Source organism: Janthinobacterium sp. B9-8 (genome assembly GCF_000969645.2).
Lineage (GTDB): Bacteria > Pseudomonadota > Gammaproteobacteria > Burkholderiales > Chitinibacteraceae > Iodobacter.
On the sequence record NZ_CP014222.1, the window covers coordinates 968733 to 985112 of the forward strand.

General features: G+C 49.2%; 13 protein-coding genes. 7 read left to right on the plus strand and 6 right to left on the minus strand.

Annotated elements, in window-relative coordinates; translation table 11 throughout:
- Nucleotides 1-28 precede the first annotated feature (28 nt).
- From VN23_RS04240 to VN23_RS04260, 5 genes are all read right to left on the minus strand, one after another.
- Complete coding sequence (locus VN23_RS04240; RefSeq protein WP_046349823.1) at nucleotides 29-2596, minus strand: [protein-PII] uridylyltransferase; 2568 nt, start codon at nucleotides 2594-2596, stop codon at nucleotides 29-31.
- Between the two features lie 330 nt (nucleotides 2597-2926).
- Nucleotides 2927-4201: a serine--tRNA ligase gene (serS, locus tag VN23_RS04245; protein WP_046349824.1), complete on the minus strand. Its 1275-nt coding sequence runs from the start codon at nucleotides 4199-4201 to the stop codon at nucleotides 2927-2929.
- A 347-nt stretch (nucleotides 4202-4548) separates the two neighbouring features.
- Nucleotides 4549-5859, minus strand: a complete 1311-nt coding sequence (locus tag VN23_RS04250; protein WP_046349825.1) for a replication-associated recombination protein A — start codon at nucleotides 5857-5859, stop codon at nucleotides 4549-4551.
- 45 nt (nucleotides 5860-5904) lie between these two features.
- Complete coding sequence (gene lolA / locus VN23_RS04255) at nucleotides 5905-6513, minus strand: outer membrane lipoprotein chaperone LolA (protein WP_046349826.1); 609 nt, start codon at nucleotides 6511-6513, stop codon at nucleotides 5905-5907.
- A gap of 65 nt (nucleotides 6514-6578) precedes the next feature.
- Nucleotides 6579-7268, minus strand: coding sequence for an OmpA family protein (locus VN23_RS04260; RefSeq protein WP_046349827.1), 690 nt, complete (start codon nucleotides 7266-7268; stop codon nucleotides 6579-6581).
- A 359-nt stretch (nucleotides 7269-7627) separates the two neighbouring features.
- Between VN23_RS04260 and gyrA the strand changes: the two genes are divergently transcribed.
- The 7 genes from gyrA (at nucleotide 7628) to hisC (ending at nucleotide 15913) form a co-directional block, all read left to right on the plus strand.
- Nucleotides 7628-10300 carry a DNA gyrase subunit A gene (gyrA, locus tag VN23_RS04265; protein WP_046349828.1) on the plus strand — a complete coding sequence of 891 codons (2673 nt, stop codon included), beginning with the start codon at nucleotides 7628-7630 and terminating at the stop codon, nucleotides 10298-10300.
- Nucleotides 10301-10420: 120 nt separating this feature from the next.
- Entirely contained in the window at nucleotides 10421-10876 is a 456-nt protein-coding gene (locus VN23_RS04270; RefSeq protein ID WP_046349829.1) for a PaaI family thioesterase, read from the plus strand.
- The gene (locus VN23_RS04275; RefSeq protein ID WP_046349830.1) at nucleotides 10873-11289 is read left to right on the plus strand and encodes a PaaI family thioesterase; all 417 of its coding nucleotides are present in this window, start codon (nucleotides 10873-10875) and stop codon (nucleotides 11287-11289) included. Before VN23_RS04270 ends, VN23_RS04275 begins: the two co-directional genes overlap by 4 nt.
- A 14-nt stretch (nucleotides 11290-11303) precedes the next feature.
- Nucleotides 11304-12386 (plus strand): 3-phosphoserine/phosphohydroxythreonine transaminase, encoded by a 1083-nt coding sequence (gene serC / locus VN23_RS04280; RefSeq protein ID WP_046349831.1) that lies wholly within the window; start codon nucleotides 11304-11306, stop codon nucleotides 12384-12386.
- Between the two features lie 202 nt (nucleotides 12387-12588).
- On the plus strand, nucleotides 12589-13662 hold the full coding sequence (gene pheA / locus VN23_RS04285) for a prephenate dehydratase (RefSeq protein WP_046349832.1): 1074 nt from the start codon (nucleotides 12589-12591) through the stop codon (nucleotides 13660-13662).
- A gap of 436 nt (nucleotides 13663-14098) precedes the next feature.
- A complete protein-coding gene (locus VN23_RS04290; protein WP_046349833.1) occupies nucleotides 14099-14671 on the plus strand; it encodes a TIGR00730 family Rossman fold protein in 573 nt (190 codons plus the stop codon).
- A gap of 141 nt (nucleotides 14672-14812) precedes the next feature.
- Nucleotides 14813-15913 carry a histidinol-phosphate transaminase gene (hisC, locus tag VN23_RS04295; RefSeq protein ID WP_046349834.1) on the plus strand — a complete coding sequence of 367 codons (1101 nt, stop codon included), beginning with the start codon at nucleotides 14813-14815 and terminating at the stop codon, nucleotides 15911-15913.
- A 92-nt stretch (nucleotides 15914-16005) separates the two neighbouring features.
- Here hisC and VN23_RS04300 read toward each other — a convergent pair whose 3' ends face one another.
- Complete coding sequence (locus VN23_RS04300) at nucleotides 16006-16353, minus strand: hypothetical protein (RefSeq protein ID WP_046349835.1); 348 nt, start codon at nucleotides 16351-16353, stop codon at nucleotides 16006-16008.
- Nucleotides 16354-16380 lie beyond the last annotated feature (27 nt).

Here is a 16380-nt window from a genome sequence, read left to right on the forward strand (position 1 = left end):
TTTAGTAGCTGCTTTTTTTTAGTAAAACTTAATGTGCATGAATCGCCTGTAATAGCTCGGCTTCTAATGCCCTTGTGGCGTGTTGATCTTTGAGTAAATTACCGCTGATTAAGAAATTATCTTCTGCCCGCTCACCTAAAGTCATAATCTTTGCCGATTGAATTTCAATGCGGTTATTTGCCAATACACGGGCAATTGTTGATAACAACCCTGTTCTGTCGCCTGCCGCAATGGATAAAACATGGTATTTGCCACGCTCATCCGGGCGAATCATCACATGCGGCTGAATAGGGAAATGCTTAAGCTGGCGTGAGATGCGTGTTTTATGCACCGAGCCCAGTGGCAGATCTTTTTCTAATTGCTGGCTAAGCTCAAACTCAATATAAGCAATTAAATCGCGATAATTCTCTACCCGATTGTCAGGGATATACACATAGAAACTATCCAGAGCATAGCCATTTTGCGTGGTATGAATATGCGCATCAAAAATGGTATAGCCAGAGCGTTCAAAGAAGTTGCAAATTTGTGCGAATAAATCATTTTTATCCACGCTATACACCATCACTTGCAAGCCTTCGCCTGATTCTGAAAGCCGAGCTCGCACAATCGGTTTAAGTGTATTGACACGAGAAAATAGCATGCGGGTGTGCCAAGCAATTTCTTTGGCGTCATGGCGCAAAAAATACACGGTATCGAGCACTTTCCAGAATTCTTCATGTGCTTCCTGGCGCAAACCATGCAGGCGGATCAGCCGCAGCGCTTCATCTTGCCTTTCCTCTAGCCAGGAGCGGTCGCTATTGGTATTGCTTAACAGGCGCTGGGTGGCTTTAAACAAATCTTCAAGCAATTTGGCTTTCCACGCATTCCATACCTTGGGGCTGGTGCCGCGAATATCGGCAACAGTCAGCAGGTAAATGGCGGTGAGCTTGCGCTGATCCCCCACCCAGGTGGCAAAGGCTTGAATTGTTTCAGGGTCGTACACGTCTTGCTTTTGCGCTACGGACGACATGGTCAGGTGATGCTCAACCAGCCAGGTAATCAACTGGGCATCCTCAGTAGGCAATGGCATGCTTTGGCACCATCTGGCAGCGATTTCTTTACCAAGCGCCGAATGATCGCCACCACGCCCCTTGCCAATATCGTGAAACAGCGCGGCCAGATATAAAACTTCGGGCCGGTCGAATTCGGCCAGCAGGCGTGAGCACATTGGGTATTCGTGGGTAAAGGCATTGGCGGCAAAGCGCCGCACATTGCGCAATACCATCAGGGTGTGCTCATCCACGGTATAAACATGAAATAAATCATGCTGCATACGGCCCACAATTTGCCCAAACTCTGGAATAAAACGGCCTAATACGCCGTATTGATTCATGCGGCGCAATACGCGGGTCAGGCCGCGCGGCTCGCGGAAAATATCAATAAAAAATTGTTGATTAACAGGATCACTGCGGAAATCGTCGTCAATGCTGGATCGGGCATGCCAAAGTGCCCTGAGCGTGGCGGGGCTGATATCCCGGGCATCCCTTAAACGCTCTAATTGCCAGAATAATTCTAATATGGCCGAAGGCTGGCGTTGAAACACATCAGGCGCAGTGATTTCTAAGGATGAACCGCGTAATTGAAATGATTCATTAATCGGGCGAATCCCAATACCAATTTGTGAAAAAATGCGTGCCCTGAGTGCTTCTAATAATAAAGGGGCGAGTTGGCTAATAATACGGGCAGAGCGGTAATAGGTGGCCATGAGGGCTTCACTGGCCCGCAGGCGTATTGAGCCTTTTTCGCTGTCTTCAAATTTAAAATCGCTGGCGAGGGTGTGTTGGTAATCAAAAAGAATGCGGTCTTCACGGCGCCTGGCTCGCCAGTGCAATTGAATGCGATAGGCACGTAATACGCGCTCGGCGTTTTCTAACTTAATAATCTCTTCATCGGTCAGCATTTTAAGCTGGGCCAAAGCGTGCCAATCCCGCCCTAAACCCTGGCTGGCGGCAATCCAGCCAATTAAATGCAAATCGCGCAGGCCACCCGGAGCTTCTTTGATATTAGGTTCAAGATTATAGGTGGCGTTTTGAAAGCGGCCATAACGTGCTTGCTGCTCTAATAATTTGGCTTCAAAGAATTCCTTGGTATCGATATAGCGATGCACTGTGTCATAAAATTCTTTAAAGCGTTCAGGATCCCCCACCAAGAGCCGCGCTTCTAAAATGGTGGTTTGCACCGTGATATCTTTCTCTGCCTCGTGCATACAGTCGGCCGTGGTTCGGACCGAATGCCCCACTTCCAAGCCAATATCCCACAGCTCGCCAACAAAGACTTCCAGCTTTTCTAAGAGCGCAGGTGAGGGCAAATCGGGCAATAAAATCAATAAATCCACATCAGAATAAGGGAATAACTCCCCCCGCCCATAGCCCCCAACGGCCACCAGCAGCACCTCGTCAATAAACTGATGCCTGCCCCATAGTTCGCTTAAAGTGCGATCTGTCAGCTGTGCCAGCTCACCCAAGAGCGGTAAGGCTTCACTCGGGGTGTTAAAACGTTGGTGTAAGGCGGCTTTGTCAGCAGCATAAGAAGCTCGGATGGCACTAACAGGGCGCATAGCTCAGCCAAATTGTAAGGTGGTGCTGTAGTTTATATGAGAAAGGGGCAGGGCGTGGCAGCGGCGCTGTGTGATAGGGCTGATGGAGCCATTTGTATTGAGTGTATCTAGAAGGCGGGGAGGCTGTTTTTTATCAGTTGTCAGATCGATTTTATAACCCGTCTTGCTGCTGACATCGGGCTGTACTTAATGGAATGAATACGATTTCAAAGCAAATGGTATTCTTTATGTGCACTTTTTTGAAAGGTTGAAGTAATTTTTGTTTTTGATTGCTGGTGCAATAAAAAAGCCGCTACCTAAGGTAGCGGCTTTTGAACGTGCTAAATATTTTTACTTCAATACTTCCAATCCCCCCATATAAGGGCGCAATACGGCAGGAACGGTGATGCTGCCATCTGCATTCTGGTAGTTTTCCAGTACGGCAACCAAGGTGCGGCCTACGGCTAGGCCCGAGCCGTTCAGGGTGTGTACAAGCTCGTTTTTACCTTGCTCATTCTTAAAGCGGGCTTGCATGCGGCGGGCTTGGAAGGCGCCCATGCTGGAGCAGCTGGATATCTCGCGGTAAGTGTTTTGCGCGGGTAGCCATACTTCTAAGTCATAGGTTTTTTGTGAGCCAAAGCCCATATCGCCCGTGCACAGGTTCACTTTCCGGTAAGGTAATTCCAGCTTTTGCAAGATGGCTTCAGCATGGCCGGTTAGAATTTCTAATGTTTTGAGCGATTCATCTGGGTGAACAATTTGCACCAGCTCTACTTTCTCAAATTGATGCTGACGAATCAAGCCACGCACATCACGGCCATAGGCACCGGCTTCGGAGCGGAAACACGGGGTATGAGCGGTGAACTTCATCGGCAAATCTTCAAGCTTCACGATGCTGTCGCGAACAAAGTTGGTGACTGGCACTTCGGCCGTAGGAATCAGATAGAGTGGCTCGGCATCTGGGCGGTTTACTTTGAATAAATCTTCTTCAAATTTTGGCAGCTGTCCTGTGCCCATCATGCTGGCGGCGTTCACCAAATACGGGGTGTAAACCTCTTCGTAGCCATGCTCGAGCGTATGGGTATTGAGCATAAATTGCGCTAATGCGCGGTGCATGCGGGCAATGCCGCCACGAAGCGCGGTAAAGCGTGCACCAGATAATTTAGTGCCGGTTTCAAAGTCAAGGCCCAGCGGGCCGCCTAGATCAACGTGATCTTTGATTTCAAAATCAAATACGCGGGGAGTGCCCCAGCGCAGCACTTCTTCGTTTTCGGTTTCATCCTTACCTACGGGCACAGATTCGTGCGGCAGATTAGGCATAGAGAGCAACATATCGTTGATTTTTTCTTGCAGCACAGCCAGCGCGGTTTCGGCAGCTTTGAGCTCCTCACCCAGATGGGCCACATCGGACATAATGACCGATACATCTTCGCCTTTCGCCTTGGCTTGACCAATCAGCTTGGAGCTGGCATTGCGCTTGGCTTGTAAGTCTTGGGTACGTGTTTGCAGCGATTTGCGCTCGTTTTCCAGTGCAGAAAACGCGTTCACATCAAGAATAAACTTGCGGCTAGCAAGGCGTGCAGCCACGTTTTCCAAGTCGGTACGGAGTAAGTTGATATCGAGCATAATCGTTGTCTTTTTGTTTCGGAATAGTTGATAGTTTACACGGCTGGCAAGCTCTTAAAAACCTAAAATCTTAAGCCAAATCTATAAAGCTAAATCTAGACCTTAAATCTGTAGACACAGAGAGCATGGAGAAAGGCAAAAACGAGAAAAAGGAGAAACCCCAAATGAGTGTTGTGAACCCCTGTTTTTTATGAAAAACAGAGTGGTTCGAACAATAGCTGATTTTTTATGGATCAAGGCCTTGGCTGTTTTGATGTAATGGCTTGGTTTTCTCCGTGAAACTCCGTGTTCTCTGTGCGCTCCGTGGTTCAAGATTTGGGTTTTGTACGAGCAAGGTTTGACTGAGTTTATTGATTCTGTTTTAACCACGCCGCATCCAGCTCGGCAAGATGGCGTAATTTTTCGGTAATTTTCCCTTCTAGCCCGCGAGGGGTTGGCTCGTAAAAGTGCATGCCTTCCAGACCTTCGGGTAAATAACTTTCGCCTGCGGCATAGGCTTCTGGCTCGTCGTGGGCGTAGCGGTAGCGTTTGCCATAGCCCAGCTCTTTCATGAGTTTGGTGGGTGCATTGCGTAAATGTATAGGGACTTCGCGGCTTTTGTCGCTGCTGATAAAGGCTTTGGCGGTTTTGTAGGCCATATAGCCCGCATTGGATTTAGGCGCGATGGCAAGATAAATCACCGCTTGTGCCAGCGCCAGCTCGCCTTCGGGGCTGCCTAAACGCTCAAAAGTGCTGGCGGCATCATTGCAAATTTGCATGGCGCGTGGGTCGGCAAGGCCGATGTCTTCCCAAGCCATGCGAACAATGCGGCGGGATAAATAGCGGGCATCTGCGCCACCATCCAGCATGCGGGTCAGCCAGTAGAGTGCACCATCGGGGTTGGAGCCGCGCACCGATTTATGCAAGGCAGAAATCTGGTCGTAAAATGAGTCGCCGCCTTTGTCAAAACGGCGGGCATTGAGCGTGAGTGTTTCGCTTAAAAAATCGCTATCAATGTGTGTGCGTTTGGCCGCCAAGGCGGCGGTGGCCGATTGTTCGATCAGATTAAGCAGGCGTCTAGCATCACCATCTGCAAAGCCGGTGAGCGTATCAATGGCGGAAGATTCAAACGTCAGCTCGGGCAGGCACTCGTGGCAGGCTCGTTGTAGGAGTTCTGTCAGCTCGGTTTCTGATAAGGCATTTAAAACGTAAACCTGGGCGCGGGAAAGCAGAGCAGAATTGACTTCGAAAGAAGGATTTTCGGTGGTTGCACCAATAAAAGTGACAAGCCCCGATTCAACAAAGGGTAAGAATGCATCCTGCTGTGCTTTATTGAATCGGTGTACTTCATCGACAAAGAGCAGGGTGTGTCGGCCCATGCTGCGATGGTTTTCCGCTTCTTCCATCGCGGTACGTATATCTTTTACGCCAGAAAATACGGCAGAAAGCGCAATAAATTCCACATCAAAGGCGCTGGAAAGCAGGCGGGCAAGAGTCGTTTTGCCGACCCCCGGTGGCCCCCATAGAATCATAGAGTGTAGCTTGCCACCTGAAATGGCGGCGGCTAATGGCTTGCCGGGGGCGAGTAAATGCCTTTGGCCCACGACTTCGGCGATGGTTTTGGGGCGTAATTGTTCGGCCAAGGGAATATGGCCGGGCTTTGCAAATAAATCACTCACGCAGGGGTCCGTATTGGGAGTTGTAATTTTTAAGTTGTTTAGTGTTTATTCACGAATCACATCCGCGTCTTTAGGCGGGGTAAAGCGGAATTGGCCAGCATCAATTTTAGGATTTATTTTGAGTGCGCTAAAGTAGATGCGCGTGGTTTGCCCAAAGTTGTCGTGTAGCTCCATTTGCATGAGCTGACCTTGGCTAAAGCCTAGTTTGACCGAATTAAAAGATTGATCTGCTTGCTTGGGCGTGGCCTCTAGCCAGTCGATTCCTTCACGGCTAGGTAGCGGGCGTAATGTGTAATTGCGTTCAAATTGATTATTACCCGCAAGTAGTGCAGCAGGGCTACTTTCTAATGCCTTGCCCATGGCTTTAACTGTGGCCTGTTTTAAGTCAGGATCGTACAGCCAGACCTGTTTTCCGTCGGCAATAATCAGTTGCTCAAATGGCTTTTGATAAATCCAGCGAAATAAACCCGGTCTTTGAATGGAGAGTGTGCCGCTACTATTCTGGATTTTGCCTTGCTGGCTGGTGACGGTTTGTTTGAAGTTGGCTTGTAAAGACTGAGTGCTGCTTAGATAGTTTTTTAAATCGCTGACTGCATCGGCCCAAGTGGTTTGGCTCGTCACCGCAACTAAAATTATGAGAGCAAGTTTGCGCATTGGATTTCCCGAGTAAATAGTAAAAAAGCCCCGCACTGGCGGGGCTTTTTGTGCGAAGTAGTAAATTACTTCTTAGCTGGAGTTACCACTTCTTTTGTGCCTTTGATGTCGATTTCAACACGACGATCAGGAGACAGACATTCGATCAACTTAGCGCGTTTTTTGATCTTACCGCAAGTGTCGCCAGTAACTGGCTCAGCTTTACCACGGCCTTCAAACTTAACTTTACCTTCTGGAGCGCCCTTAGAAACAAGGTAGTCAGCTACAGATTTAGCGCGTTTTTCTGACAGTGGCTGATTGTACTTGTCTGAACCGATACGGTCAGTGTAACCAATTACGTGTGCTTCACCGTCTTTAGGGTCCATCATTTTAACTTCTTCGTACAGCTTGTCTAAAGCGTCTTTACCAGCTGGCTTCAGAGATGCTTTGTTGAAGTCAAACAGAACGTCTGATTTCAGTGTGAAGTGCTTAGTGTTGATCACTGGAGCAGCAACAACTGGAGCAACAACAGGAGCTACAACAACAGGAGCTACTTTTGCTACTGGCTTAACGTAACCATCACAACCTTCAACAGTTGCAGCTTCTTTAGTCCAAGTACCTGTACGCCAGCATTCGCCGATACCGTTTTTAACAACAGTGCCTGGGGTGTTTGCGTTTTGTGTGTAAGCTTCAACGCCAGCAAATGCAGCAGTGCTCATTGCACCTAAAGCAGTTACAACGGCAAGGCGTGTCAGGGATTGCTTGATCGACAGCATAGTTTTTATCTCCTAGAAAATCATTTAGCAAGCTGATATTTATATTGCTTGTAGGTTCTGGATAAGCCTCGCCTGAGGAACCGTCAAGGCTTTTTTTCCATACACGTGCTGCATTCTAATGGTTTCACAATGCTTGCGGCAAATAGTAAGGCTGTAATTTTTGCCGCAGAGGCTGATTCTGTTGTGGGGAGGCACTGTTGAGGGTAGCCCAATTGGAGCATCTTCGCCCCCGTGGTACACTTAGGGATCGAACGCGCGTGCTGCAACGAATGTGTTGTGGCATTGCAACGGCACCACCGTAATTGATTTGCTTGTTTACGCGTGGTGCGTATTACATGACGCCCCGGCCCCTATCTAAGATGCTCGAAAACTTTGCCAAAGAAACAATCCCGGTAAGTCTCGAAGAGGAAATGCGACGCTCCTACCTCGATTACGCGATGAGTGTAATTGTAGGGCGCGCTTTGCCCGATGTTCGTGATGGCTTAAAGCCGGTACACCGCCGCATTCTGTTTGCAATGCATGAAAGCAATAATGTCTGGAATCGCTCCTATGTGAAGTGTGCCCGCGTTATTGGTGACGTGCTCGGTAAGTATCATCCGCACGGCGACACCGCCGCCTACGAGGCCTTGGTGCGGATGGCGCAGGATTTCTCCCTGAGATACCCACTTATTGATGGCCAAGGTAACTTTGGTTCGATCGATGGTGATTCTGCTGCTGCCTATCGTTATACAGAATGTCGTTTAGAAAAAATCTCTTCCGAGTTGCTGGCTGATATCGATAAAGAAACGGTCGATTTCACACCTAACTACGACGAAAAAGAGCTCGAACCCACTGTTCTGCCTACTCGCGTGCCTAATCTATTGATTAATGGCTCGTCGGGGATCGCAGTCGGGATGGCGACCAATATCCCGCCGCATAATCTTACTGAAGTGATCGATGCCTGTTTAGCTTTGTTAGCTAATCCAGAGCTGACCATCGATGAGATTATCGACATCATCCCTGCGCCCGATTTCCCTACCGCTGGTATCATTTATGGTATTCACGGCGTGCGTGAAGGTTATCGCACCGGCCGTGGCCGTGTGATTATGCGGGCGCGCACTCACTTTGAGGATGTAAGCCGCGATAAGCAGGCCATCATCGTCGATGAGCTGCCTTACCAGGTTAACAAGGCGCGCCTTCTGGAGCGCATTGCCGAGCTGGTTCGCGAGAAAACCATCGAAGGCATTACCGAAATCCGTGATGAATCGGATAAATCCGGTATGCGCGTGGTGATCGAGCTTAAACGCAGCGAAGTGGCTGAGGTTATTCTTAATAATCTCTATAAGCACACTCAGCTGCAAGACAGCTTTGGTATCAATATGGTGGCACTGGTCGATGGCCAGCCGCGTCTATTGAATATCAAGCAGGTGCTGGAATGCTTCTTGCGCCATCGCCGTGAAGTGGTGACTCGTCGTACGGTGTTTGAGCTGCGTAAAGCACGCGAGCGTGGCCATATTCTGGAAGGCTTGGCAGTGGCTTTATCCAATGTCGATGAAATCATCGCCTTGATTAAAGCGGCTCCAACGCCGGCAGAAGCTAAAATCAGCCTGATGGGCCGTACTTGGCGCTCGGCACTGGTTGAAGACATGCTCAGTCGTACCGATGTGAGCGCATCGCGCCCGGATGGTTTGGGGATGGAGTTTGGCTTTAGCCTGACTGATGGCTATCGCCTGTCTGAAGTACAGACTCAGGCGATTCTTGAGCTACGTCTGCAGCGCCTGACCGGCCTTGAGCAAGACAAAATCGTTAGCGAATACCGCGATGTAATGGAAAAGATCCTCGATTTACTCGATATCTTGGCACGTGAAGAGCGTGTTTCCGAAATCATCGTGACCGAGCTGAACGAAGTTAAAACTGTATTTGGCGATGTGCGTAAGTCTGAAATCATTGCCTATGGCGAAGATCTCAGCTTAGAAGACCTGATCACGCCGCAAGATATGGTAGTGACGCTGACGCATAGTGGTTATATGAAAGCCACGCCAGCTGATGAATATCGCTCACAACGCCGTGGTGGCCGTGGTAAACAAGCCGCTGCGACCAAGGAAGACGATTTCATCGACAAGCTGTTTGTGGCCAACACTCATGATTACGTCTTGTGCTTCTCATCGCATGGCCGTGTGTACTGGTTGAAAGTGTATAACGTGCCACAGGGCGGTCGTAATAGCCGTGGTAAGCCGATTGTAAACCTCTTGCCATTGCAAGAAGGCGAGAAGATCAGCGCGATTCTGCCAGTGAAAGAATTTACCGAAGATCAGTTTGTCTTTATGGCGACGGCGATGGGTACAGTGAAAAAGACCTCACTCGTGCATTTCTCGCGTCCGATGAAGAAAGGCATTATCGCGGTTGGTCTGGATATGGATGACTACCTCGTTGGCGTTGAGCTGACGCATGGTGGCGATCAGATCATGATGTTCTCTGACGCAGGTAAATCAGTTCGCTTCCACGAAGGTGACGTGCGTGCCATGGGCCGTACGGCAACGGGCGTGCGCGGCATGATGCTGCAAGAAGGTCAGAAAGTGATCTCCTTGCTGGTGGCCGAGCGCGACGATCAGCAGGTGTTGGCGGCAACCGAAAACGGTTATGGCAAACGCACGCCGGTTGGCGATTACCGCCTGACTAGCCGTGGTACGCAAGGTGTGATCGCAATTGATACTGGCGATCGTAACGGTAAGCTCGTTGCGGCCACGCTGGTCGAAGATTCCGATGACGTGATGCTGATTACCACCGGCGGCGTGCTGATTCGTACCAAAGTCGCTGAAATCCGTGAAACAGGCCGTGCTGCACAAGGCGTGCGCTTGATTAATCTGGATGAAGGCGAGCATTTGTCAGGTCTGGAAAAAGTGTGTGAAACGGATTCGGATGACGAACTGCTGGAAGATGACGAGTTACTTGCTGAAGGCGAAGTGCCTGCCGCAGAAGCGGCTTCTACAGAGGGTGATACGCCCGCTGTAGAGGGTGATGCTGTTGAGGGTGACGAGCCTGCTGCGGAGTAAGTGTTTCTTCGCGAAATAACAACACTGGCCTGCACGACAGGCCAGTGTTGTGTGTGGAGTATGCGCAGCCTGGTGTTTGTTTAAAACGCGAAGGCTGTGCTTTAAAAAAAGGGATGGTCTATGAGCGTAGCGCCTGTTGCATCACCTGTATTATTTAAGCAAATTTCAGATTGGTTTATGACCTTACCGCATTGCCAGGTGCTGGGCTTTAAATTTGGCGAAGCGCATTACGGCAGCATGACCGTTTGCCTGCCCTTTAAAGACGAGCTGATCGGCAATCCTGCAACGCGGGTGATTCATGGGGGAGTAGTGACATCCTTGGTTGATTCAACCAGTGCCGGGGCGATTTACACCATGCTGACCGAGCTGGAGGCGATTGCTACTTTGGATTTACGCCTCGATTATCTTCGCCCAGCCAAGCCAGATTTCCCCATTTATTGCACCGCAGAATGCTATAAACTCACTAAGCAAATTGCTTTTACCCGTGCCACGGCATATCAGGATGATATTAATGATCCTGTGGCTTACAGCGTGGGTACTTTTATGCGCAATTCCGCACGTGAGGTGGCAGCATGAGCCCGCCGATTACCAGCTTTGATTCCTTATCTACTGCTATTGATGCCGTGCCTTATGCCAAATTATTGGGTATTCAAAGCCGCGAAGAAAATGGCCAGCCCTTGTTTTTCTTGCCGTTTCACACGCACAACATTGGCAATACGATTTTGCCTGCGCTGCATGGCGGCGTTATTGGCGGTTTTTTAGAAAACGCGGCTATTTTGCATGTGATGTGGGCATCAGAAATATGCAGCGTGCCCAAGATTATTGATTTTTCTATCGATTTTTTACGCACGGGTCGTCCGGTTGAGTTGTACGGCCAGTGTGAGATTATTCGCCAGGGCAAGCGCGTCGCCAATGTGCTGATGACCGCCTGGCAGGATGATCGCAGCAAGCCGGTGGCGGTTGCCCGCGCCCATTTTCTACTTGCCTAAGGGATAAGCTCGCCATGACTCAGATTTACAATTTTTCTGCTGGCCCCGCTGTATTGCCTCGTGAAGTCTTGCTGACCGTACAGCAAGAGCTGACTGATTGGCATGGCTCTGGCATGTGTGTGATGGAAATGAGCCATCGCGGTAAAGAATTTACGCAGATTATCCATGAGGCCGAGGCGGATCTCAGAAAGCTTTTGGGTATTCCGGCTAATTATAAAGTGTTGTTTTTGCAAGGCGGTGCGCATCTGCATTTCTCGATGATCCCGCTGAATTTGCTGCCTGAGCATGGCACGATTGATGTGGTGAACACCGGCCACTGGTCCAAAATTGCCATTAAAGAAATGAAACGTTTTGCCAAAGTGAATGTGATTGCCAGTAGTGAAGATCGCAACTTTAGCTATGTGCCGGCCGAATCAACATGGCAGCGCTCTAAAGAAGCGTCGCTACTACATTACTGTGCCAATGAAACTATTGGCGGCGTTGAGTTTGCGGATATCCCAAAGAGCGAAGTGCCGCTGATTTGCGATATGTCATCAACGATTTTATCGCGGCCGGTTGATGTGTCTAAATTTGGCCTGATTTACGCGGGCGCACAAAAAAATATCGGCCCGTCTGGCCTTTGTATCGCGATTATCCGTGAAGATTTGCTTGGCAAATCGCGCGTTAACACGCCAACCATGATGGATTACAGCGTGCATGCCGATGCCGAGTCGATGTACAACACGCCACCTACTTTTGGTATTTATGTGGCTGGGCTGGTGTTTAAATGGCTGCTCAATCAAGGTGGTTTAGTGGCGATTGAGCAAAAAAATATCGAAAAAGCATCCCTGCTGTATGAAACCATTGAATCATCCAATGGCTTTTATCATTGCCCGGTCGATAAGCCTTTCCGCTCGCGTATGAATGTGCCGTTTAATTTGAAAAATGAAAAATTAGACGATGATTTTTTGGCAGGGGCCAAGGCGGCAGGCCTGTTGCAATTAAAAGGTCATCGCTCTGTAGGCGGCATGCGCGCATCGATTTACAACGCCATGCCCATCGAAGGCGTGCGTGTGCTGTGTGAATATATGCGTACCTTTGCAAAAAGCCACGGCTAAATAGGATGAAAGTTTGGCCTTCGTAGGGCGGGTGAAACCCGCCCTACGAAAAATATTCCGCTTAAGTTGATCGGGTTGGGGTTTAAACCCGCATTTGCGACGGCCTGATCTATCCTCATCAAGTGTCTGTTTGGTGGCTGTGTTTGCGCTTAAGCGTTTCGTGTGCAGAGCAGCCCACCGCCTATTTAAATTCGAGAAATCAATGAGTGAAGAACAATTAAGCCAACATCGTGATGCCATTGATGCCATCGACGAACAAATTATTCAGCTATTAAATCAGCGCGCCAGCCATGCTCGCAAGATTGGTGAAATTAAAGGCAGCGGCATTGTGTATCGCCCCGAGCGTGAAGCGCAGGTTTTATCAAGGGTAAAATCCTTAAACCGCGGGCCTTTAAGCGGTGAAACCATGGCTAAGCTGTTCCGTGAAATTATGTCGGCCTGCCTTGCTCTGGAACGCCCTCTAACGATTGCCTATCTGGGGCCTGAAGGTACGTTTAGCCAGGCCGCAGCAATTAAACAATTTGGCCATGCGGCGCATACGATGGCCTGTAGCTCAATTGACGAAGCATTTCGGGTGGTAGAAGCCAAAACCGCCGATTATGTCGTTGCGCCGGTTGAAAACTCGACCGAAGGGGCTGTGGGCCGCACGCTGGATTTGATGGTGAATACACCCTTAAAAATCTGTGGTGAAGTAGTGCTGCGCATTCATCACCATTTGCTGCGTAAGGTGGAAGGCAAAGCGGGCTTGCAACGCGTGTACTCCCATGCGCAAAGCCTGTCGCAATGCCATGAATGGTTGAATAAAAACCTGCCTGTTGAAGTGCAACGGGTCTCGGTTTCCAGTAATGCAGAAGCTGCACGTTTAGCCAGCCTTGATGAATCATCCGCGGCGATTGCTGGGGATGCAGCGGCAGAAAATTACGCCTTGCTGCGCCTTGCTGAAAATATCGAAGACGAGCCTAACAACACCACTCGTTTTCTGGTGCTGGGCATGCAGGAAGTCGGCCCGAGCGGCCGGGATAAAACCTCTTTGGTGATCTCTGCACCGAATCGCCCCGGCGCGCTGCATACTCTGGTTGAGCCTCTGGCCAGAAATGGCGTATCAATGGATAAATTCGAATCCCGCCCTAGCCGTGCGGGCCTGTGGGAGTACGTGTTCTTTGTGGATGTAGAAGGGCATGTGAGCGGCGCGGCGCTGCAAGCCGCCTTGGCCGAGCTGGCTGATACAACTGCTTTTGTAAAGGTGTTGGGGTCTTACCCTGTGGCGGTGATTTAAATCTTTCGCCCCTAAAGGTAATGCCGCTCTTACGGGAGCGGCATTGTTTTGTCAGCCATGCAATTGTTTGGTGGATAAAACCCAAATTTTGAACCACAGAGAGCACTTCGGCCCCAGAGTTTCACAGAGAAAACCAAAAGCAATACTTGCTTTGTGTTTCTTATGTTTTTCAAGAGGCGGCTCCAGTAATCCTATCAACTTAAGCAAAACCCGCAGGGTTTGATGGTGTTGTAGCTTGGGTTAGCTGGTTTATTAGCCATGTAGGGCGGATAAACCAGCGTAACCCAACATTTATGTGCAAAAGAATGTTGGGTTACGCGATATATCTGAACTTGGTAAACCTGCGCACGCAGACTGCTAACCTAAGCTACAAATTCCCTTAAGTTGATAGGATTGGGGGCCCCAGTGGTGAAGTTGAAAATTAAAAGGGTAAAAAATGAAATCAGTTGCCGTTTTTTGTGGTGCGAAGCACGGCGTTCAGCCTGAGTTTACTGCTGCGGCGCGGGAGCTGGGTGTGGTTTTGGCTGAGCGCGAGATCACGCTGGTCTATGGCGGCGGACATGTTGGCTTGATGGGTGAGGTGGCCACTGCGTGTCTGGATGCGGGTGGCAAGGTCATCGGAGTGATCCCGGAGTTTATGGCGGTGCGCGAGCTGGCTTTAGAGGCCTGTACCGAGCTAGTTATTGTAGATTCAATGCACAGCCGTAAGGCCAAAATGGCCGAGCTGGCAGGGGGCTTTATTGCTATGCCGGGCGGCTTTGGTACGCTGGATGAGTTGTTTGAAATACTCACCTGGTCGCAAATTGGCTTACACAGCAAGCCGGTTGGCTTGCTTAATACCGGTAATTATTACAATTTACTCACAAAATTCCTTGAAGAAACGGTGGCTGCGGGCTTTTTAGAGGCGGCAGAATACAGTAAATTGCAACTTGCAGCCGATCCACGCAATTTATTGGATATTCTGGCCAATATGCCGGGATCAATAGAAGGTCAGTGGTGGAAAGCTTAGCATATTACGTATTTAGAAAGCATCTGCGCCGGATTTGCTTTATCGGTGGTGTTTAAGGCTGCAGTTTAATTAATCAATCGCGCTACAGTGTGCGGTGTTTCCTCTATACCCGATTCATCGGATAGCAAAAAGGATTTTCAAATGAGTTTGCAAGATCTAGCCCCGGAATATGTTCGCTCCATTGCACCTTATCAGCCCGGCAAGCCGGTTTCTGAATTGGCGCGTGAAATGGGATTAAATCCTGACCATATCGTGAAATTGGCATCAAATGAAAATCCACTCGGTATGGGGAGCAAAGCCAGAGCGGCGATTGAAAAAGAACTGGCCGAATTAGCCCGTTATCCGGATGGCAATGGTTTTGATTTAAAAAGCAAAATAGCTCAAAAACATGGCGTAAAAACGGAACAAATTATTTTAGGCAATGGCTCCAACGATGTACTGGATTTAATTGCCCATGCTTTCTTAGCGGCGGGTGACTCGGCCGTTTATTCGCAATATGCGTTTGCTGTTTATCCTCTGGCTACTCAAGCCGTTGGCGCAAAAGGCATTCAAGTGAATGCGCTGGATTATGGTCACGATTTAGACGCCATGCTGGCCGCGATTGAACCAAGCACCAAGGTGGTTTGGATTGCAAACCCAAATAATCCAACGGGCACCATGGCTAGACCGGGCGATTTGCTTGAGTTCTTACAAAACTGCCCAAAAAATGTACTGGTGGTGCTGGATGAGGCCTACACCGAGTTCTTTACCCCGGAAAAGCGCCCTGATTCAATTGCTTGGTTGAAAGACTTCCCCAATCTAATCGTGGTGCGTACTTTCTCTAAAGCCTTCGGTCTGGCTGGTTTGCGCGTGGGTATGGCGCTCACTTCACCGGAAGTGGCCGATATGATCAACCGCGTGCGCCAGCCGTTTAATGTTAATAGCCTTGCGCAAGCCGCAGCTACAGCAGCGCTGGATGATGAAGAATTCTTAAAAGAAACCCTGCGCGTAAATAGCGAGGGTATGGCCCAATTAACGGCAGCCTTTGTGCGATTAGGTGTGAGTTTTATTCCAAGCCAAGCTAATTTCATCGCCTTTCATTGTGGCGATGCAGCAGCGCTTAATCTATTTATGCTGCAGCGCGGCGTAATTATCCGCCCATTAGCCCCATACGGCCTGACCAACACCTTGCGTGTTTCTATCGGCTTGTCAGCAGAAAACGCCCGCTTTATTGAGGTATTAGAAGAAGCGTTGGCAGATTAAATAGCCATCACATCGTTTCAATAAAGCCCCGGTAGAAATATGATCGGGGCTTTTTTATTGCTTGCGTAAAAAATGCTGATTTAAGTGCATTGCTAGCAGCCTCGCCAGAGCAATGCTTCAACTTCATCATATTTATCCGCAATTTTTAGGAAGGCCTCTGACCAGCCGCTGCAGAGACTAATCTCCTGCAGCGGCCCGGTTGGGGCAAATAGAACTGCGATTTTTACTCTGTCTGGCAATGCTCCATTTTTTATAATGGAGATTAAATTGAGTATTTCTTGCTTTGCTTCTTGTTCATTACTCCAGGATGACCAGAGAAAGTCATTATCCGGGATGGAAATTAACTCAATTGTAGATTCCAGGACCTGAATGAGGCTTTCCGTTGGGTTGTCACGGTTAACCCCTTCGTGAATTAGGTTTTTGGTACGGTTCAAGTTCATGTGCTAACTCGCTTTCGAATGAATGGA